The organism is Chitinophaga polysaccharea (assembly GCF_007829335.1).
In the GTDB taxonomy this organism is placed as follows: domain Bacteria; phylum Bacteroidota; class Bacteroidia; order Chitinophagales; family Chitinophagaceae; genus Chitinophaga; species Chitinophaga polysaccharea_B.
In genome coordinates, this window is sequence record NZ_VIWO01000003.1 from 618,801 (window position 1) to 639,827 (window position 21,027).

Here is a 21,027-nt window from a genome sequence, read left to right on the forward strand (position 1 = left end):
AAACTAGAATGATGCGGTAAGGTTAATACCAAAGCTCCGGGTGGAGGGGAACTGACCGATTTCAAAACCGGCGTTGATGTCTCCATCTCCCAGTGTACCAAATTCCGGGTCAAAGGAAGGCCAGTGGCTGAATACCAGCAGGTCGCGGCCATACAGGCCGATGGTGCCTTTTGTGAACCCGATTTTTTTCAGGAATTGTGGAGTGAGCGTGTAGTCCAACCTGGTTTCCCGCAATTTGATAAAGTCGGTGCTGAACAGGTTAGATTCGATATTGTCCCGCTTGAAGTGTTCGGAATAATAAGTTTGAATGTTAGCCGCCACCACCTCATTTTTACGGAAGGTGCCATCTGCATTCCTGATGACGCCATCGCCAATGATACCGTTATAACGGCCGGGGATGGTCTTTTTCAGTTTGCCTTCTTCTGCCAGTACGGAGTGGGTGAGGGAGTAAGCTACCCCACCGGTTTGCCCGTCGAACAGGAAGCTGAAACGGAATTTTTTATAGGTAAAGGTGTTGGTGATCCCTGCTTTCCAGTCGGGATTGGTATTACCGAGGTAAGAAGCGGTTTCGGACAACAGCGGATAGCCCTGATCGTTATAGATGATTTGTCCGTTGGGAGAGCGTTGATAGCCCAGGCCATAGATATCGCCCATCCGTCCGCCGGGGCGGGCTTCGATGGAACCACGACCAGCGGGACCGGTAGACATTACATAGGTTTCAATGCCATCGGGGAGAGAGCTGATACGGCTGCGGTTAGCGGCAAAAGTACCATTCACGATCCAGGTAATACCTTTGGTTTTTTTCACCGGTGTGGCATTGGCTTCTATTTCAATACCCTTATTGGCCACTGTACCGGCATTGATGATGGCGCCTTTGAAGCCGGTGGCTTTGTCGAGCGGCGCTTGTATAATCTGGTTGTGTGTATTGTTTTGATAGAAGGTGATGCCGAAGCCCAGTCGGTTCTGGAACAGGCTGGCATCTACCCCTGCTTCCACGCTGATGGTTTTCATCGGCTTCAGGTTGGGGTTGGCGATGTATCCGGGATTGGAAAGACCGCTCTGGAATTGTTCTTTCAGGTAGCCGAAGCGGGTAAAGTAAGGAGTGGTACCGCCACTACCTACCCCTGAAACGGAGGATCTTACCTTCAACAGGGAGATGGCTGCCGGCAGTTTAAAGATATCCGACAGGATAGCCGATGCATTGATAGACGGGTAGAAGAAAGAGGTGTTGTCCGTGGAGGTTTCTGACGCGAGAGTGCTGCTCCAGTCGTTACGCGCAGTCACATCCAGGAACAGGTAGTTATTGTAGCTGAACTGGGCCAGGCCATAAAAGCTGTTTACCGCATATTGGGAGCTGTATGGCAATGCTACCGGGATGTTTTTGCTGTTGGCAAAATTGTATACGCCGGGATACCGGAGTTTGTCGGCCCGTACTTCGTCGCGGTTGTAGAAGTTGCGCATCTGGCTGCCTCCGACGGAGATGGTGGCGTCAAACTTGCGGGTAACCGCACGGTGGTAACGCAGGAGGAAGTCGTTGTTGAGTTCGCGGGAGTAGATGTTTTGTGTACGGAACATACCATCTGCAAACTTCTGGGTATTTTTCGGACGTTGCTGGGAACGGCTTTCTGTGCTGTAATCCAGCGAAGTACGCACCATCAGGCTGAGGTCTTTGGTGAAGTTGTAGGTAGCGGATATATTGCCAATAACGCCGTTGCGGTTTACTTTATTCAGCATTTCATAAGCCTGCAGGTAAGGATTGTCGAGCAGGCTGCTGAAAGGGCGGTTTTGCGCCATTTGTTCCTGCCCGGGTAACCAGTATTCCTTGAACCAGTCGAGGTTGGCGTTGGGCACCATACCGCGGATGAAATACATGATCGTTTGGTTGTTGTAACCGCTGGAGGGCAGGTTATCGCTTTTCTTATTGGTATAATTTACTTTGGTAGCAATCTGCAGTTTATCTGATACTTTATGGTTGACGGATAATGCTACCGTGTTTCTGCTGTAGCCGGTATTGGGTACGATCCAGTTGTTATTCAGGTTGGTATAGGATAAGCGGATGGAGGTATTGTTATTACCGCCTTCCAGGGTTACGCTGTTGGTAAATGTTTTGGCGGTATTAAAGAAGTCTTTACGGTTGTTTTTATAAGGCACCCAGGGTGTTCTGACAGTGCCACCCGTATGGGTAACGGGATCATACTGGTAGTATATTTGTCCGTCGAATTTTGGGCCCCAGGCAGAGCTGGTGCTGCGGGTGCTGGCGCCATCGGCGGTAGCGCCGTAAGAGTACCAGGTATCTTGCCCGGATGCGCCCTGCCCGTATTCGTATTGATAGTCGGGCCAGCGGTTAATCGTTTCGAAGGTAGCGTTGGAGTTAACGGTAACGCCTAAGCCTTTTTTCACTTTACCGGCTTTGGTGGTGATAATGATGGCGCCGTTGGCTCCCCTGGCGCCATAGAGGGCGGCAGCGCCGGGACCTTTCAATACGGATACGCTTTCAATATCATCGGGATTGATATCATTCAGGCTGGTACCAAAATCGGTGGGGGAATCGCCATCGAGATAGGAGCCGCTGCCATTCCCGGTTTGTTTGCCGCTGCTACCGTTGATAATAACGCCATCTACCACGATGAGGGCTTCGCTGCTGCCGGTGATATTGTTTTCGCCGCGCAGTATAATTTTAGTGGAACCAGCGGGGCCTCCGTTGGATTTCAGCATATTGAGGCCGGCCACTTTCCCGGTGAGGGCGTTGGTCCAGTTGTTACTCAGCGCGTCGGTAAGTTGTTCATTGCTTACTTTGCTGACAGCGTATCCCAGTGCTTTTTCATCACGTTTAATGCCCAGCGCTGTTACCACTACACCTTCCAGCTGGGTAATGTTTTGCTGCATTTTTATTTTGAGATTGGCCGCAGCGCCGGCTACCGGGTAGGTATATGGAACGAGGCCGATGGCGCGGAATACCACGTGGCTGCCAACAGGGGCCTGTATATCGAAGATGCCGTTTTCACCGGTTACGGCGGCAGTTTTACCATCGACAGAGATGCTTACGCCGGGCAAGGCGCCGTCGGCGTCGCTGCCCAATACTACACCTTTTACGGGTACTTTTTCTACGGCGGCCGTGTCTTTGTCTTTAATGTAGATATTGTTGCCCTGCAGTTTTATATCGAAGCCGGTTTGCGCGGCGATCAGGGCCAGCAGCTTTTCCAGCGGCATTTTTTCTGCAGGCAGTTGTAGTTCATGAGGTGCGCGTACTATTTTATCGTCGTACAGTACCGCTATTTTCTCTTGTTGTTGGAGGGTGGTGATCACCTCCTGCAGGGACATCTTTTTTTTGCTAAACTGGATGACACGGGTAGCCGTTTGCGCCCATACTGACCCCGCCAGTACCAGGCAACACAGCCCGCCAATAATTTTTTTCATGCTACATTATTTATTTGTTGTTCCGGAGAGAATTTGAATGTAAAGAAAGAATAACACTGTCTGCGGTCACCTGGTATTGTATCCCTGCGAGGAAGCTGAGCCCACCGAGTACGGCGTGAATGCCATTGTCTTCTACACTACCGGTGAAGGATACCCGTTGTGGTGTACCACGGATAATAATTTTACGGTTATACCATTGTTCCAGTTTTGCGGCAATGCCGGGTAAGTCGTCGTTTTCAAATACCAGTTTATTATCTCTCAGGCCAGTCACCTGGTGCAGGGAAATATGGCTGGTGGTTGTTTTATGCGTAACCGGGTCGTAGGTGATTTTTTGTTCCGGTAGCAGGTTGATGTTGAGCTGCTCGGCGGTCACATTAATTTTACCGGTGGCCACGGCAATTTCCTGCGGTGCATTTTCGCGGGCATTGATGTGGAAAGAAGTACCTAATACGGTAATGGCCGTATGAGGTGTTTGTACCCGGAAGGGTTTGGCTGCGTTGCTGGTAACGTTAAAGAAGGCGGTTCCCTGCAGGGTCACGCACCGTTCGCTGTTGTGGAAGGTGGCGGCGTCGTAGGTAAGGGAGGAGTTGTATTGGAGCCATACTTCGGTGCTGTCGGGCAGGGTGATGCGTTTCTTATCGCGGGCGGTGGTGGCCAGTTTCACCAGGTGTGGCGTAACGGGGGCCGGGCGATGTGTGGAGTACCAGGCGGCGGTACAGAGCAGGGCTGCTATGGCGGCAGCGGCACTGTATCGTTTCCAGGGAAACATTTTTTTGACAGGCGCTTCCTGTATAGCGGTTTGTATTTTCAGCCAGTCGCTGGCGGCGTTGTCTTTGTCGGCCGCTTTTTCGAGCGACAGTTTACGTTGCGCCAGTGCGGCCAGTATATCCCTGTTTTTTTCCGATTCCTGTAGCCAGGCAACTACCATTTCCCGTTCGGCGGCATCTGATAGTTCATGGATATAACGAAATAAGATGTTAGCGTTCAAAGTAAGCCATTTATTATAGAGGAGGAGGCGACGGTCCCAAATTCCTGTGAATATGTGTTAATGAATTGTTAACAAGTAGCTTTTCAATACGGTAAAGGGTTTGGGAGGGTTTTCAGGAAGGAATTAGCAGTAACAGGGAGCCGATCATGAGGCCAATTTCGCAGTCTTGTGCGGTGAGCTGCATGGTTTTTATTTCATCCTGTAATACCCGGATGGCGGTGTTTAGCTGGTATTCTACTTTCTTGGGAGTTACGTGCAGGAGGTGGGCAATTTCTTTATTGGTGAGGCCCAATAGTTTGAGATCGATGATTTCTTTTTTTACCGGGTCGAGTCGCAACAGGAGTTGTTGCAGCGCTGCTTTTGATTCTTTCTGCACCATATGCGTATCGGGGGTATGATGCGATATGCTTTCCAGTTGGTCGTTTGCGATGGTGACAGTGAGGGGGAGTTTCTCTTTATGTTTTTTGCAGCGGCGGCGTGCGGCTACCAGCAGGTAATTTTTGATATTGGTGTTCACGCGGATGTTGGCACGCTGGCGCCAGAGGTCACAAAACAATTCGGCGGCAATATCCCGGGCCAGTTCATAATCGCCCGTAAATGCGTAGCAGTACCGGCTTACCAGTACATAATACTCATCATACAAAACTTTAAAAGTCTGTTGATTCCACTCCGCTCCATTTAGTTCTGATACAGGTTGCATATAGGGTGGCGAAATTAAGTAAGGGGATAGTTTAATTACTTCAACACGCTCTAATTTAATAAAAAGTTCATACTGCGCCGGGGATATTTTGATGAGGAGCAAGTGTTATTCTTTTCTTTTATCGTCCATATGTTTTTCATAGCTCTTGAGGTTTACGAGGAAGATGAGTAGTATGATGATGATGATGACCAGCATAATATAGGCGATCATAAAAGGCATGTTATAGATGGTGAGTGGCATGAGATGGGGTTGTTTTTGTTGGGGCCGTGCAAAGGGGGCTTCGTCTTTGGGGGTTTTGCCGGCTTCTTCTTTTACATATGCGAGTATATCTTTAATGAGGTCATCACTGAGGTCGGGATGATCGGGCATGGTTACCTGGTTGTTTTGGTTGTATACAGCCAATGCGTCTTTATCACCGGCTTTGATCATGCTTTGGGAAGATTTTACAAAGCTGAGGATCCATTCCAGGCTACGTCTGTTTTCCACCCCTGCGAGGGCCGGACCGGTAAGCTTCTTATTTACGTTGTGGCAGGAGGCGCAGCGGGCCTGGAATAGTTTTTTCCCAGATACGGGGTCGGCTGCCCGGAGGAAGGCGGGGAAAAGCAATAAGAGGGCGAAGTAGATAACCTTATTTTTCATGTTGCAATTTTTTGATATCAGACAGGAGCAGGGTGATAGCGCTGGCGGAGGTACCGGAATAATATCCCCTGATGCGTTGCTGTTGATCCAGTAATACGATGTTATCGCTATGAATGAAATCATCTTTTCCTCCATCGCCATCTGTGGCAGTAAGGTATAGTCCTTTGCGGGCAAAATAGTAGAGGTTCTTTTTGTTGCCGGTGAGCAGTTTCCAGGTATGGGGCGATATGTTCCATTTGGCGGCATAATGTTGTAATGTAGCCGGGGTATCCCGGTCGGGATCTACGGTAAGCGACAGTATACGTATGCTGCTGTCTGCCGCCGCTAAATGCTGTAGCTGATGCATCATTTTGGGGCATACTACCGGGCAGGATGTGAAGAAGAAATTTGCCACGCAGATGTGGTTTTGCAGCCAGGCATTCGTAGTCGCTTGCTGGTTCTGATCAATAAAGGAGAAGGGGGGAAGGTATACCGCTTCTCTTTCAGTGGATGCCAATTGCTGATTACGGCTATAGAGGGGTAGTGTTCCAAATTTATTTTCGGTCCAGTACACGATGCTCCAGGCTAGCAGCGGAAGCCCGATTAATGTTATCAGTGCTGCTTTCCAGGAGGAGAGTATATGGAAATTGTGCGTATTCATTTTTTATTGATAATAGGTGTAGGATCGGAGGGAAGGTAAGGCGGCGCGTTTCTGCCTGTGTTGTTCAGTGCGTCTGAGATGGCAGGTATATAGGTCATCAGTATAATGAGGACCATCAGTGCCAGCCAGGGGCGGAAGGTATCGAACAGGGGAATTCTTTTTTCCGGGTGGAGGCTTTCGCTCACGGGGAAATCGATGACAGGGGTGAAGGAGGGTTTCCGGAAAAAGGTACCGAAGAAGACCACGAAGTAAAGGAAGCCTGCAATAAACATGATGCCACCGCCTGCGAGTCCCAGCATACTGGAAATCACCCAGTAAGAGTGAAACTGTTCGCTGGCAGGATTGAGATAAGTGAGTCCCATATTGGTTCTGCGAGGTTCACCCATCAATCCTCCCCACATCAGGCCGGCTGAGAATATAAGCACGCCTACGGTCCACAGGTAGGGGATAATAGTATTGATAACCGGCAGGAATATTTTTTTTCCGGTAAGCTGGGAGACGAGAAAAATCGACATACCCAATATGGCGAGAAACACGGGGCCGGCTACGGTGAGATGAAAGTGCCCGGGTATAAAAGCGGTGTTATGCACTACGTTGTTCAGCGAATAGGAAGCATTTACCAGGCCGGTTAGTCCACCGAAAATAAAAAGGATCAGTCCATTGATCAGGTAGCCGAACAGGTATACATCTTGTCGGAAGAAGGGAAGTTTCCATATCCATTTATACAGGCCTGTACCCCCGCGCTGACGGGCAGCGTATTCCAGTGATGCGGCAATAGTGAAAGCGGTAATAAAGCTGGGAATGGCTACGCCGAAGGTGAGCACCGACTGGGTGAGTTTAACACCTCTGCCTATAGATGGATCGCCAAACTGGTGATGCACACCGATGGGAATGGAGAGGATGAGGAAGAGGAAAAAAGCGATGCGTCCGGCGGTGCCTGAGTAGAGTTTACCTCCGGCCAGTTTGGGCAGCAAGGTATAAAACATGATATAAGAGGGGAGCAGCCAGAAATATACCAGGGCGTGTCCAAAGAACCAGAATAGGGTACGTGCCAGCACTACGTTAACGGTGGCAGTCCAGCCCAGGCTCCAGGGTACCAGTAATACCAGTACTTCATAGGCAACCGCCAGCGTGCAGACAAACCAGATGGTGAAATTGACCAGCGTTCCGATTACGGCAAGCGGGGTGTTGATATCGCGGTTTGCTTTTTTCCATTGTACATACATGATGGCCCAGTCCCAATAAGCCACCCAGGAGCCAACAATCAGCATGGCGGTACCGATATAGAAGGCGGGATGCGCTTTCAATGGCGGGTAGAAAGTATAAAGTACGGAGGCTTTGCCCGACAGTATAGCCACCGCTGCCATCAGTGTACCTGCTACCATGAGAATGAGAGACAACATAGTAGCTTTGGGATTAGGTTCCCGTTTGAGATAAAAGGTGATGGTAGCATGGCCGAAGGCCACCGCGAAGAAGGTGGTGAGTACAATGGCATTGATGACGCCGTGGAGGGTTAATCCCTGGTAATAGTCCAGTTTAGCCACCGATGCCTGATGTATAACGCCGGCGCGGTAAATCACCTGCATGAGGCCATGGTAAATACCAATGGTGAGTAACAGTACCGGTACAAATAATTCGACCAGTATAACGTTCTTCAGGAACCTGCTGACATTCATTGTTGATTATTTTTTGGGAAAATTGACTATGATTTCGGCCTGCATATTTTGATGGCCAGTGCCACAGAATTCGTGGCATACCACCTTGTATACACCTGGCTGATCGAATCGGATTGTAGTTTTGGCTACGCCACCGGGAACGCCCATGAGGTTCACATTTTTATTATAAATATCGAAACCGTGTACCACATCGAGGGAGGTAAGAAACAGGTCTACTTCACTGCCTACCGGAATGTAGGCAATAGCAGGTTCGAAGTTCCACATCCTGGCCACATAGAAGATCTGGTAGGTGGATTTGTCGACTTGGTTTACCCGGGCAGTTTCATACGATTTGTCGTAGGGCAGGCATTCTGTTACATCTGCCTTTCTGGAGCCCATGGCATACAGGAGGGAAAAAATGAACAGGCATGACAGGCAGAATGCTGTAATAATAACGTTTCTCTCAAATTTATCGATCATAACGACGATGATTTAGATCCTGGAAAGCATGAGAAAATAGATACCGAACCAAATCACTAACCCGATGACTACCAATAATATAAAGAAGGCCACAGCGCCTCGGGGAACGAATTTTTCGGGGTGGTTAGGGTCTTGCATAAGAGAATGTTTTATGTTCTTTTCTAATACAAATAATTGCAGTAAAGTGTTTATCTCCCATGAAAAAAAGTCGGCCAGCCTGGTTACCGGGCGGCATTTATCCTGATGTACCAATTTTAACCGCGCAAATAGCATGCGTTTAGGCGCTGTAATTTCATTTTCCTGCGTATTTAACGGGGTGTCTGTTGGCCTGCTATGCCCGTATTTAGAACCGGCTGCCGGGTGTTACCCAGGCCAGCTGGCTCTTTCAGCTCTATAGCTATATTGAACAGGTGACCCTGGCGTATATCCGGCAGCAGGAACGTTCACCAGGGATGTCGAGCTTTTCTTTGAAGTAAGTCAATTTATTAACCCAGGTGCATCAAAAACAAGGCGCGCCGGAATAGCTTTGCAGGTATAACAAATCAATTTTATTCACATGCTGTTATTCAACATTATACTGATCCTTCACGTGAGCGCTTTCCTGTTGTATTTATGCCGCCTGGCGCTTTTATTTCCCATAAAACAACCTGCGAAAGACAAGTGGGGACTTCCACTGGGCATCCTGATCCTATGCACCGGTATTGCCCTGGTAGCCCTGAAATACCCGGTAGTCAACTATTACAAGGTCGTCCCTAAACTGAGTTTATTTTTACTGGTGGGAGTAATCAATGGTATCTATGATAAACGGCCGCTGTCGAGATGGGCATACTACGTGTTGCTGGGTGCAACGATATTGGCGGCACTGATTGCGGTGGTGAAAGTGTAGCAAGGGGCGCCGGGTAGCACGGATGAGTACTCGTGATATTAGGACTTTATTGGAATTTGTTTTTTTGTACTAGCTTGGGGGAAATAGTAAATTCTATATGATGAAATGGATATTCCTATAACTACACGATGAAAATAATCATCATCACAATATTAACCACCCTTCTACGCTTAGGCTACAGCAGCCCAGAATTAAAGACATGCCCACATCAGTTCGACACTTTGGCAGGGATGAACGTTTTTACACAAATAGACCACATGCCGGAATTCCCCGGAGGAGAGTCGGCATTAATGAGATTCCTTGTCAGAAATTTCAGAAATTCTGAGCAAGATCAGTTCCAGGCTACTTTTTTCTGCCGTTTTGTAATTGATAGAACCGGGAAAGTAATTGCTGTGGGAATCCTGAATAAATCGCCGTCTGAATGGTCACCGGCGGAACGAGCGTTGGTCAATGCAGTGAATAAGATGCCTAAATGGAAGCCCGGTTCCTGTGCCGGAAAACTTGTTCCTTTATTGTTTGTGTTGCCTTTACGGTTGTAGCGCCTGAAGAATGATAACTATAGAAACGTGTAATCCTTTCAGAATAATATTAACGTAAATGTTAGCTCAATTCAATTTTCAGTGGACTTGGATGTTTATTCTTTTTACTGGATTAGCATATCGCTCAAATGCCCAACACAAAACTAGTGATGATGTATGTAAGGTGTCAATTTATATTGATGCTATTAAAACTGGAATACCTTACTTGGACAAATCTTCAGATACCATGACGATTAAGGAGGGAGAGACTTATTATTTAAGGATGCTGTTGATTAGTTGTAAAGGGAAAATGTATTTTGAACGCCATAGGGTATCCAATGGCAGTATGGTATTTAGCGGTCGCTACACGGATGCTGTTAAATTAGATACAGTTCATGGTTGGGCTGTAAACCCTGTAACCGGGAAACGTCATCGTGATACATCGACATGGTATCAACCAATCAGAACAGGAATATGGAAATATTACAACAAAGAAGGAATGTTATTGAAAGAAGAGGAATATGTAAATGGGAAATTAATAAGATCTGGCAAGACAGTCGGCACACGTCCGAATAATAGCTTAAAAAGATAATATATACTCTGAATCAACAAATCATAACATCCGATTAACACTAGTTACCCCGGAATTGCTTTAATTGTGTCACCTCGACATGGTATGTAGTCATGCAGGGAATCAATTTTGTTATCTTCCAGTACCAATACTATGAATCGTTATTTTACCCGCATTATATTATTACTCTCAGTTTATTCACTGGCAACCCACGCGCAGCAGCCCTGGGGTAAGGATAAAGCACAACGGTGGTATGCCGCTCAGCCGTGGCTTTGCGGCGCTAATTTTATTCCTTCTACGGCGGTAAATCAATTGGAAATGTGGCAGCCTGCCACGTTTGATCCACAAACAATAGACCGGGAGCTGGGGTATGCGGCATTAGTAGGAATGAACGTGATGCGTGTATACCTGCACCACGAGGCCTGGGTACAGGATCCTGCCGGGTTTAAGCAGCGGATCGGGCAATACCTGACGATAGCGGATAAACACCAGGTAAAAACGATGTTCGTTTTCTTCGATGATTGTTGGCGGGATGAATACCATGGTGGCCCACAGGAACCGCCTGTTCCCGGCGTGCATAACAGTCGCTGGTTGAAAGACCCGGGAGGCCGGATAGACAGGGAACCCGCATTAATGGATACGCTACACCGCTACGTAACAGATATATTAACGGCTTTAAAAGATGACACCCGGGTGCTGGCCTGGGACTTGTACAATGAGCCAGGTCATTTCGGGCACGGTGATAAAAGCTGGCCGTTGTTGAAGAATGTAGTGGCCTGGGCCCGGGCGATAGCCTTGAGCCAACCGGTAACAATCGGCATCTGGAACAAGGATTTCAAAGATTTCAATGCCTTTCAGCTGGAAAACTCTGATGTGATCAGCTTTCACAATTACCGGGACTCCACAGTGATGCAGGAGGCAATTGATAGCCTCAGGAAGTACGACAGGCCCCTGTTTTGTACGGAGTATATGAAGCGGGTTAACAAGAGTACGTTTGCCATTATTACGCCGATGTTGAAGAAAAACAATATCGCGGCCATCAACTGGGGGCTGGTGGCCGGCAAAACACAAACAAATTTCCCGCAGGGAAATAAGGGGGGAGAAGAGGAGCCCGTGCTGTGGTATCATGATATTTTTCACAGGGATGGTAGCCCGTTTGACAATGCAGAAACAACTTTGCTGCTGCAACTTACCCAGGAAAAGTAAGAGGCGCCATGCCAGGTTTCCCTACTATGAATTTTTGCCCACTGCAGATATAGCGCAGTGGCAAAAATTAGTTTTGCAACACAAAGAAATGCCAACATTATTCCATAAGAGGTAACCGGAAAGTTATACTATGTCCAGCAAGATTCCTTCTGCATTGAAATTATCATGTCAGAAGTGAAGCTATTTGTCGTTAAGGAAACCAGGTCATGAGGATGCCGTTTAAAGTAATTGAAAACCGAAAATGCGATCATAATAATGATACCACGCGATACGTGTATTATTCTCCTCCCTTCATCCAGCTGATGTTAAAACGAATACATTATTGACAAAAGACAATGCAATGAAAAAGAAACAAGTAATGCTGGAGCTCATCATCATGGGATTGGTATTCCTGTTCGTATATACTCCTGCCAGCAAACTGATGAAATTTCATGAGTATGTGTTAACGATGAAAGCCCAACCTTTTGCTCCCTGGTTTAGTACCTTTCTTACTTATGCGGTGCCGACGGCAGAAATACTGGCAGTAATACTGCTCGTGTTACCACTCACCAGAAAAACCGGACTATATCTATCCCTGGCGTTGATGACGTTGTTCACGGGATATATTGGGTTAGTACAGTTGAACTACTATGGGAAGATCCCTTGTACTTGTGGAGGATTCATTTCTTCATTAACCTGGAATGAGCATTTGGTACTGAATGTAGCCATTATGCTCCTGATTGGACTGGCATTTTGGTTGATGGGAGAAACATCCGTGGCCAGGACAAACGAACAGAACGTACTGGGATAGCCATCCTGGTAATACAATCAATCACAGGCAACATAAAATCTAACATATTACTTGTAAGTAACATTCAATCACTATCGTTAATCATTAAAAGTCTCTAAACATGAAAATCGTAAAATTTGCCATGGCTGCAACAGCCGCTTTCGTTGGCCTGGCTACCGCCTATGCCGCCAATCACCGTATCGACTACACCTATGTGAATTTACTCAACAATGGTACCTATACCAAACTGACAACTACCTACGACGCTGCGAATTGCGCCAGTTCATCTACGAGGATTTGTGCTTATAGCTCTCCGGTAGATTTCGGAGCAGGTGTAACGCCAACGGCTACTCAAATCCTGGCAGCCGGCGGTTCGGTAAAAACGAATGTTAACAAGATTTATTTACCTTGATAGGAGGCTGTTTGTGGAGGTTGCCCAAAGGCAACCTCCACAATATCAGTCTATGCTGTTGGTGGTATCAATAGCATTGGCAATAATGGATCTTAGCTTATCTACGGAGTTGGAACCATTGTTTGTCGGTATGGGTGGATCGCCATCAACAATATTCCCGTCTTTTCCAATGATGATAAGCTTCGGATATCCTGTAATGCCATAGTATTTTATGATGGCATGATCCATTCCTTCCCCGTTAGTGTACAGGTTAATGCCTCCTTTATGTGTATAAATGCCCGACGCTACTGACTCAAGGAAGAGCGCTTTGGATGAATCGATCGTAACAGATACGAAAGCTACATTGGGATGGTTCCTGAATTCCTGGTAAACCGGTTCAATGGCACTGACCAGGTACGCACATCCGGTACATCCGTTAAAATAGAAATCCAATATGACTACCTTCCCCTTAAAGTCACTCAGGGATACCCATTGATCATGTTCATCCGGTAATTTGAATGGGTAAGCTTTTTTCCCCCGTCCCAATGCATTACGTTTATTTGTAAGCAGACTTCTGCTGAGAGGATCCGCAATGATAGGCAAATCTCTTTCCAGGACATCCAGTAAATTTATCTTTCCAAAAAAGTTAGTAGAAAATATTAATGTAGTTAACAGCCTGTCCCGGGTTACACCGGAGTAGTGCTGCATAAAGCTGGAATGTAATTCGTTAAATCCGTAGTCGCTATTAGGGTCGTTACTGAAATAACGGGATTCTGCATGGCATCTTTCCTTTAGATACAGGTAGTACAGGTATGGAGATGAATTGAGTGCTGTTGCGGGGTTCACTGCTGCCGAATCAATACTCGCCATCAATTTTTCAACAATTGCAGCCATTTTGCTCCGCATAATTGAATCCCTTGATTGCCGGAAGTAGAATATGAAATAGGTCAGCTTATCTGAATAACTTTTATATACAACATTCATTTCGAGAATGTCCCATGAACGCCGATCGATCTTCGTCTTGTACCCCGCAAGTATCGACAGCTGCCTGGCCATTACGTCGTCCAGTTCTTTGAATCTTCTTTCTAACGTACTGGCATCGTCTGGCGTTATCTCAGAAGTGGTTTCAGGGGGCACCAATGCTAATTCCCATTGACATTGGTATTGGGGGGCGTCCATAAAAGTGACCTTGCCCCCATCCAGTTTTACGACAATATCATCTCCCGATGTGGTCAGCAATAATTTATCGGTAATCTCCAGGTAAGGAGCTGGTGGCACAATCCTGATATATGCAAAGGTCTGATCCTGTTTAATAGAAAAGGACAGCGTTTTACCGGTTATTTTTTTAGTGAACGTACTACAGAATGTTCCAATGGTAGCTGGTGTGTAATAGATATATTGCTCCACCCGGAGGTCTTTCCCAATAAGTGAAGCATCAGAAATGGTTACTTTGAAGCTGATTGCGCAATTTCCGGGGGCGTTTGAAAAGGCGTGGTGTAATAAGGTAGTCATCAGAAAAATTGATAGCAGGCAATTTTTCATACTATCTTATATTTTGTTGGATATTACTAATCGCTATTTCGTCTATGGGAATGGGCATCACATATCTGGGGTCATTGGGGGAAAGAGTGAATGTCTTACCATCCAGCTCCCTCTTTAAAGTAATATTTGCGCCTTCCTTGTTTAAGCGTTTTAAATCTGTCCACCTGGTGCCCCTCCATACCAGCTCTTTTCTTCTTTCTAACAGGATTGAGCGCAATAGCTGGTCGGCGGGTTGCTGTGTAATGGATTTAAATGTTCCGGCCTTGTACCTTTTTGTTAATAATGTGTTCATGGCGGCAATGGCTTCGTTTAGCCTGCCGGTTCTGACATCGCTTTCGGCTTTTACCAGGTAAACTTCATCCACAGCAAGTCCTGTGAAGGGATATGATCCGCTCCCAGCATACACTGTTTTGGGTATGAATGCCCCTGTTTCATTCCTGAAGAAAACAGGTTTTCTTAAATCATTGCTATCGAACAGGCTAATTAAGCTGCTGTCGATATTCACCAGGGAGGCAGATCCTGTTAAAACGGCGCCATAGTAAACAGCGGTAGCATTTAATAATAGGAGTTCATCGTTGTAAATGGTGAGGGGATACCTGGCAGTGGTATCAAGTGTATTGTAGTCAATTAACTTGTTATAGCAGGATAAACTGCTATCGGCATATTTCGCTGCACTGGCGTAATTTCGCATACTCAAACATACCCTCGCCAACAGGGCATAGGCGGCCGCTTTGGAAGGCCTGTTGCGATTCTGTACTGGAAAGGTGTTGGAGAAGTAGCCTATGGAGGACGTCAGGTCTGAAAGTACCTGGCTATAGGTGTCTCCCAACGTTGCACGCTGTTTAATTTCATTGATATTAGCCGATTCTTTTATGGGGACGCCCAGGTCGGTTGTTTTTGTACTTTCGTCATAGGCTGGTGAAAAAACAGAAACAAGATTATAATATGAGAAACCTCTGAAGAAAAGTGCCGCGCCCCTGACAAATTGCCCGGGCACGCTGTTTTTTTGTTCTGGTTCCAGCTTGTCCCATTGCTCCAATACTGCGTTGCAATAGTAGATCGATTGATACGGCATGTTCCAGTCAGGAATGGCAATTTCACCGGTATAGATATCCTGGCTCCATATATAGCAATTTTTTTCCGTTTTTGTCGCCAGCGCATGGTACACATCAGCGGAAGCATAGTAATATTCATCTCCTGACATAATCCCCATGGAAGCGCTATTTGACCTGAAGATATTCTGGTTGTCTAATAGCTGTATCATGTCGGCTACACTGTTGGGAATCACAATATTGGTATTGGGCTTTTTGTCGAGGAAGTCGCTTTTGGAGCAGGCAATGCAAAGCAGGCAGGTCAACAATACCGTGTATTTTTTATAGTGAGCCATAGCAAAAGTTTAAGTATCAGAAATTGAAGGTTGCTCCGATGGAATAGCTGGGGGGAGTAGGTAGGGTATATCCTCCATTCCCCACAAAATCCGGATCGAGTTTCAGTTTATTGGCCCGCCATAGTATCCCCAGGTTATTAACGTATCCATATATTTTTGTACTACTAAACGGAAACTTATTGTTTTTTCGGTGTAACGTATAAGCTACCTGGATATCCTGCAGGCGAATTTGATCGCCTTTTTCCACCAGCGTTTCAGCCCCGTTATAAAAGGCATCCCGTTGATCATCTGCCGGGTATGTCAGGGAAGGAACGCTGGTAGTTTTCTCATCTCCGGGATGTTGCCAACGCTTGTCGTAGTCGGCCTGCTGATAGCTGTCGTTAGTGGCATTGAAGGATCCTCTTCTGAAATAGTAACCCATTTTATAGGTAATGTTAAACGACAGCTCGGCGCCCTTATAGGAAAAGTTGTTACGAATGCCTCCGAAGAAAGAAGGACTTGCCGGGCCTTTATACACCAATCCCTCCCGGTTGGTAGAGTTCAGGATGGCGCCATAATCTTCACTGATCTTTCCACCTACGATCCCCTGCGGATTTCCGTTGTTGTCAAGACCCGCCCAGGCATACGCAAATATGGCCGAATAGGGGCGCCCTACGATGGGGTTTATATAGTTCGATTGTACGTAATTGTTATTTATGCCTGTCTGAAGTTTATAGTCGGTGATTTTGTCCCTGACATAGCTAAACAGGAAGTTGGTTGTCCAGGTAAATGCCCCTTTTATGTTAATACTATTGAGCGTTAGGTCAATACCTTTGGTGAGCATGTCGGCTGTATTACCTGTGAATTGCGTATTGCCTGTCTGAGGTGCTACCGGGCTATTGCCGATAAGATTCTGACCTTTCTTGGAAAAGAAATCGATACTTCCATTTAGCCTGTTATTCCTGGCGACAAAATCAAGTCCGGCATTGAGAATATTTACTTTTTCCCAACTCAGGTCGGGATTGGGGGGATTTATAATCACCTGTTGCGGTGCGCCATAATTGTTGAGGCCATCTGCCTTGGCAGTGGTATATGCGGAAAGGGTTTTACTCAGGTTACCATTGTATCCATGCGTTATCCGGATTTTCAGGTAGGGGATGGCGTCCAGGTGATAGAATTTTTCCCTGCTTATCAACCAACTGACTCCGGATGAATAAAGCGGCACTCCCTTCTGGTTGGCATTTACGCCGAAAAGATTTGATTCATCCCTCCTGGCACTGACCGAAAACGAATATTTGTGATCATAAGTGTAGGCGGCATTGATATAGTACGACAGGAAACGATCTGAGATGCCACCCTGTCCATCCATATTGGGAATCCTGTCCGGGTTACCATCAAATAGCCTGGTAAAGTAAGTAAAGTAATCAACGGGAACATTAGTTGCATTGTCCGGGTTGTATCCATACAAAGTAGTCCGGCGGGTAAAACTGTTATAATCTTTTATTTCAAAACCTCCAATGGCGGTTACCTGGTGTTTGGCTGAAAATGTTTGATTATAATTAAGCTGTGCCCTTCCTGTATTACTGTTGTAATTAGCGGTGTTATTGGCAAAAATAGCCCCCAGTGGTACCGGGTAAGTAATATTGCCAGCGGGATCAATCTGCGTAAACTGATTGATGAGTAAGCGGGTCGTATAGCTCGACTGAGCCATGAGGATATCTTGATCGGTATTACCTTGTTGATATTGGTAGTTGATATGCAGGCTAAGTAATGCAGGAATAATCTTATACTCTAGCCCTATATTTATTCTGTAGTCTGAAAGATCGGTTTTGTTATTATTGTTCAACCGTTCATTAAACGGGTAGTAATTCCAATCGAGATAGTCGGGGTTGGACAATTCGTCTTTGCTGGCCTGGCGGAAGTCCCGTATAACCGGTAGTGCATTTCCTTTGCTGTCAACAACTTTTTCATAGGGGTACAAAGAGCTGTAGCGTGTAGGGTTGGAACGTGTCAGGCTTTTAGTAAAAAACAGGTCGCTGGTTAACTCCAGGCGTTCCTGTAATAGTTTATAGGTATTTCTTGCATTTAAGGTAAACCTGTTATAGTTGTCGGGGACGGCACTATATAAGTTCCTGTCAAAACCGCCAGAAAGATAGTATTGGTCATTTTGGCTGCCACCAGACATATTTAAGGCATATTGCTGATAGATGGCTTTTCTGAGAAAATATTTTGAATAGTCGCTCCTGGTATCTATGGAAGAAAGCGTGTTTAGCTGTTGCTCCGCATCGGCATGGCTAATGCGTCCTTTTTTTTCGTTATCCAGGATATCAATGACAGGGGATTGCTGCATATAGGGTATATACGAAAGAGGGATATCGTATTTTCCATGGTCAAACCAAAATTTTTCCAGGTCTACATATGCTTTACTTGTCAGCTGTGGTATCGCATACAAATCAGGTTTTCCGGCGATGGTGACATTGGTGTTGAATGAGATAACGGGCTTTTGATTGCGTTGTCCCATCTTCGAAGTAAGTACTATCACACCATTTCCGGCGCGAACGCCCCAGATAGAGGCGGCCGCGGCATCCTTTAATATAGTGACAGATGCTATATCATTTGGATTGATGTTGGAAAGATCTCCATCGTATGGAAAGTTGTCGAGGATGACAAGGGGCGCAGTATTCGCAAAAAGGGTACTTCTGCCACGAATGCTGATGGCGGGATCGCCGCCGTTTCCCGGAAAACCCACCCGGTTGGCCGCTTTGTTGAAGAGCACTCCACTCGATACACCCTCCAAACGGCTTAGGATGTCTGTACTCACACTCCTGTTGAGCAACTGGTGATCCAGGTAATCAAACGACCCTGTTGCCCGCTCTTTGGGTAATTGCTGATACCCGGTAGACAGCACTTCTACTTGTCCTAACTCGCTGGGGCTGGGCGCCAGATCTATTTGCAGGTCTTGTTGGCTACCTGTAATAAGGAGTTCCTGGCGCTGAAACCCGGTAAAGGTCACCTGCAGCAGGGCATTTGGGGGTACTTGCTGGAGGGTGAATTTTCCATCAGCGTCCGACAGGGCGCCTATACCGGTGCCGGCTATACGTAAGGTGGCGCCGATCAGGGGAGTACCGGATTTATCTGTTACCTGCCCGGTTATAGTGCTCGTAGAGCTGGAGTCGGAGGTTACAATGGTGGGTGAAGGGCGTTGGACTTCGCGGCTCACAATACGAACGGACCTGTGTTTCCGGTCGATGATCCAGCTGAATTTTTTATTGTCCAGGATCAGCGTCAGGGCCTGTTCTAATGGGACCTTGCTGACCTTAATCGTGCGTCGCTCTTTGTTGTTGAGCAGGTTGTTGCTATAGAAAAAGATGAATCCTGTTTGTTGTTGGATGCTGTTCAGAATTTCTGCAATTTCGACGTTGGTAAAACGGAGGGTAACAGGTATATCATCCGGCAACCTGGTTCCTGGTTGCTGAAAGGCCACCGTTGTATGAAAAGTAAATAAACAAAGTATCCCTATAATAAATGCTCTATAGGTAAAAATGGTCATAAATGAAGCATTAAGTGGTGGAAACACCGTTGAATCTCAAAACCCTACCAGCGTGACAATGTTAGTTTAGTTGACTTGTTTTGGTAAACGCATTTCCAGGTAAATTGCCCGTGACACCTGTCCATCTGTCACTTAACAAACCTTTAACCAAATTAAATAAGTACGTCCAAAAACCATTTTTGGTTTTATCTCGTTAGTAAATAGGATAGAGAATTTTATCGCTTATAGCCAGCTTGATAATTCTGTTAACTTTTTGAACGCGCTATATGCTGTACTATTGGGGCGATTGAACGGCATTAATAAACCATAACTTTTAACATTTAGTGAAATTGCCATATCTGAGTTCGTAAACACCTATGCGGTTGATGTGCATCTTAATCATGCCATCAAATCCCTGAAAATGAAATATATAGATTGTGCTTAGGCGTAAAGATTAACAAGGGTACTGCGTTTTTTAAGATATCATGGGTAAACTTACCGAAGAAGAAATAGAAATTTATTTCACATTGAAGCTGTCGAATGCTTTACCTGACCGGGAACTGAACAGCTTAAACGAAATGATGGAAGACGACCCGGCCTTAAAGGCCAGGTGGGAGGAGTTTTGTTCGCGTTATGCTCATGAAGATATCGATAGTCATTTTGTCAGGCTCCATGATGATCGCTTATGGGAACCATTAGCTCCCATCGAAAGGCCTGCACCAGTAATTGAAAGAAAAAGGCAACGGCCATTATCCATATTGGCTTCCCCCAAAAGCGGCATAGCAGCCTTATTAGCTGCAGCCGCGTTATTGGCGATCATCCTTTTGGCATACAAAGGGAATTATTTCGCCCCGGCTAAACCTAAACTAGCTGTTAATGCTCCGGCGCAACCAAGCGGGAAAAACACCCGCCTGGTACTCCCGGATGGCAGAAGTATCAACCTGGATGATGAAAGAACACATTTCAGTCAATATGGCATTCAATTCGATCGCAGCAGGGGAGCGCTCCTGGTAAAAGCACCCGCAGAAATGAACGGTACCGGCCAGCTGATAGTACCGCCCGGTAAAATCTTTAGCCTCCAGCTAAACGATGGGTCAGATATACAAATAAATGCCAATACTACCATATCCCTGCCCCTTGCATTCTCTGGCAGTAAAAGAGAAATATGGATTAACGGAGAAGCCTATATTAACGTAGCCAAAGACCCCGGTCGCATGTTTATGGTACATACGCGTAACGGAGATATACAGGTGCTGGGAACCGCCTTTAACGTCAATACCTACGATAATAATCATACCCGGGTAGCATTGGTAAGCGGCGCCGTAAATATTCAGACGGCTAAGCAAAAGATGCTCCTGAAAGCCGGTACCACCGCTACAACGACCAGCAACGATGAAATTGTGGTACACAACACCAATCAAGGCACAGAGCTGTCCTGGAAAGAAGGCCGCTATTTCTTCCAGAATGCAGGTATCGCTGAAATTAAAGCAGTGCTGGAGAGATGGTATGGGGTGTCTGTAGTAGTGAATAACAATCCTTCCCTGGTGGATCTCCGGTTTACCGGTGGCGTTAATAAAGACGAAGACATCAAAATATTCCTGGATAACCTGAGTGCCGTCACCCAACTTACCTACCAGGTCCATCCCGGACAGGTTATTTTAAATTAAAACGACATCAGCCCGACCGTTTCGTATTTCCCCGTTTTTCTAACAACTTATCCCGCTTTGTAA

The 21,027-nt window shown here is 46.3% G+C and carries 17 protein-coding genes; 7 read left to right on the forward strand and 10 right to left on the reverse strand.

Annotation, left to right across the window (positions count from 1 at the left end; all coding sequences use genetic code 11):
• Window positions 1–3 precede the first annotated feature (3 nt).
• From FHW36_RS14085 to FHW36_RS14115, 7 genes are all read right to left on the reverse strand, one after another.
• Window positions 4–3,417 (reverse strand): SusC/RagA family TonB-linked outer membrane protein, encoded by a 3,414-nt coding sequence (locus FHW36_RS14085; protein WP_145669919.1) that lies wholly within the window; start codon window positions 3,415–3,417, stop codon window positions 4–6.
• A 10-nt stretch (window positions 3,418–3,427) separates the two neighbouring features.
• Window positions 3,428–4,405: a FecR family protein gene (locus FHW36_RS14090; protein ID WP_145669921.1), complete on the reverse strand. Its 978-nt coding sequence runs from the start codon at window positions 4,403–4,405 to the stop codon at window positions 3,428–3,430.
• A gap of 112 nt (window positions 4,406–4,517) precedes the next feature.
• Window positions 4,518–5,105 carry an RNA polymerase sigma factor gene (locus FHW36_RS14095; protein ID WP_145669923.1) on the reverse strand — a complete coding sequence of 196 codons (588 nt, stop codon included), beginning with the start codon at window positions 5,103–5,105 and terminating at the stop codon, window positions 4,518–4,520.
• Window positions 5,106–5,210: 105 nt separating this feature from the next.
• Window positions 5,211–5,744, reverse strand: a complete 534-nt coding sequence (locus FHW36_RS14100; RefSeq protein WP_186452432.1) for a c-type cytochrome — start codon at window positions 5,742–5,744, stop codon at window positions 5,211–5,213.
• A complete protein-coding gene (locus tag FHW36_RS14105; protein WP_145669927.1) occupies window positions 5,734–6,384 on the reverse strand; it encodes an SCO family protein in 651 nt (216 codons plus the stop codon). The genes FHW36_RS14100 and FHW36_RS14105 overlap by 11 nt, the downstream gene beginning before the upstream one ends.
• Window positions 6,381–8,060, reverse strand: a complete 1,680-nt coding sequence (locus FHW36_RS14110; protein WP_145669929.1) for a cbb3-type cytochrome c oxidase subunit I — start codon at window positions 8,058–8,060, stop codon at window positions 6,381–6,383. The genes FHW36_RS14105 and FHW36_RS14110 overlap by 4 nt, the downstream gene beginning before the upstream one ends.
• 6 nt (window positions 8,061–8,066) lie before the next feature.
• Window positions 8,067–8,519, reverse strand: a complete 453-nt coding sequence (locus tag FHW36_RS14115; RefSeq protein ID WP_145669931.1) for a cupredoxin domain-containing protein — start codon at window positions 8,517–8,519, stop codon at window positions 8,067–8,069.
• A 556-nt stretch (window positions 8,520–9,075) separates the two neighbouring features.
• Here FHW36_RS14115 and FHW36_RS14120 point away from each other — a divergent pair.
• From FHW36_RS14120 to FHW36_RS14145, 6 genes are all read left to right on the forward strand, one after another.
• A complete protein-coding gene (locus tag FHW36_RS14120) occupies window positions 9,076–9,405 on the forward strand; it encodes a hypothetical protein (protein WP_145669933.1) in 330 nt (109 codons plus the stop codon).
• 128 nt (window positions 9,406–9,533) lie between these two features.
• Window positions 9,534–9,944: an energy transducer TonB gene (locus FHW36_RS14125; RefSeq protein ID WP_145669935.1), complete on the forward strand. Its 411-nt coding sequence runs from the start codon at window positions 9,534–9,536 to the stop codon at window positions 9,942–9,944.
• A 58-nt stretch (window positions 9,945–10,002) separates the two neighbouring features.
• A complete protein-coding gene (locus FHW36_RS14130; RefSeq protein ID WP_145669937.1) occupies window positions 10,003–10,515 on the forward strand; it encodes a hypothetical protein in 513 nt (170 codons plus the stop codon).
• Window positions 10,516–10,647: 132 nt separating this feature from the next.
• Window positions 10,648–11,700 (forward strand): cellulase family glycosylhydrolase, encoded by a 1,053-nt coding sequence (locus FHW36_RS14135; RefSeq protein WP_145669940.1) that lies wholly within the window; start codon window positions 10,648–10,650, stop codon window positions 11,698–11,700.
• A 340-nt stretch (window positions 11,701–12,040) separates the two neighbouring features.
• On the forward strand, window positions 12,041–12,490 hold the full coding sequence (locus FHW36_RS14140; protein WP_145669942.1) for a MauE/DoxX family redox-associated membrane protein: 450 nt from the start codon (window positions 12,041–12,043) through the stop codon (window positions 12,488–12,490).
• Between the two features lie 100 nt (window positions 12,491–12,590).
• The gene (locus FHW36_RS14145; RefSeq protein WP_145669944.1) at window positions 12,591–12,881 is read left to right on the forward strand and encodes a hypothetical protein; all 291 of its coding nucleotides are present in this window, start codon (window positions 12,591–12,593) and stop codon (window positions 12,879–12,881) included.
• Between the two features lie 45 nt (window positions 12,882–12,926).
• Here FHW36_RS14145 and FHW36_RS14150 read toward each other — a convergent pair whose 3' ends face one another.
• Genes FHW36_RS14150 through FHW36_RS14160 form a run of 3 tightly spaced genes read right to left on the reverse strand, consistent with a single transcriptional unit; the run spans window position 12,927 to window position 19,318 of the window.
• A complete protein-coding gene (locus FHW36_RS14150) occupies window positions 12,927–14,372 on the reverse strand; it encodes a peroxiredoxin family protein (protein WP_186452434.1) in 1,446 nt (481 codons plus the stop codon).
• Window positions 14,373–14,403: 31 nt separating this feature from the next.
• Window positions 14,404–15,789, reverse strand: a complete 1,386-nt coding sequence (locus FHW36_RS14155) for a RagB/SusD family nutrient uptake outer membrane protein (RefSeq protein WP_145669948.1) — start codon at window positions 15,787–15,789, stop codon at window positions 14,404–14,406.
• 16 nt (window positions 15,790–15,805) lie between these two features.
• Window positions 15,806–19,318 (reverse strand): SusC/RagA family TonB-linked outer membrane protein, encoded by a 3,513-nt coding sequence (locus FHW36_RS14160; protein WP_145669950.1) that lies wholly within the window; start codon window positions 19,316–19,318, stop codon window positions 15,806–15,808.
• 464 nt (window positions 19,319–19,782) lie between these two features.
• Here FHW36_RS14160 and FHW36_RS14165 point away from each other — a divergent pair, with 464 nt between their 5' ends.
• A complete protein-coding gene (locus FHW36_RS14165; RefSeq protein WP_145669952.1) occupies window positions 19,783–20,964 on the forward strand; it encodes a FecR family protein in 1,182 nt (393 codons plus the stop codon).
• Window positions 20,965–21,027 lie beyond the last annotated feature (63 nt).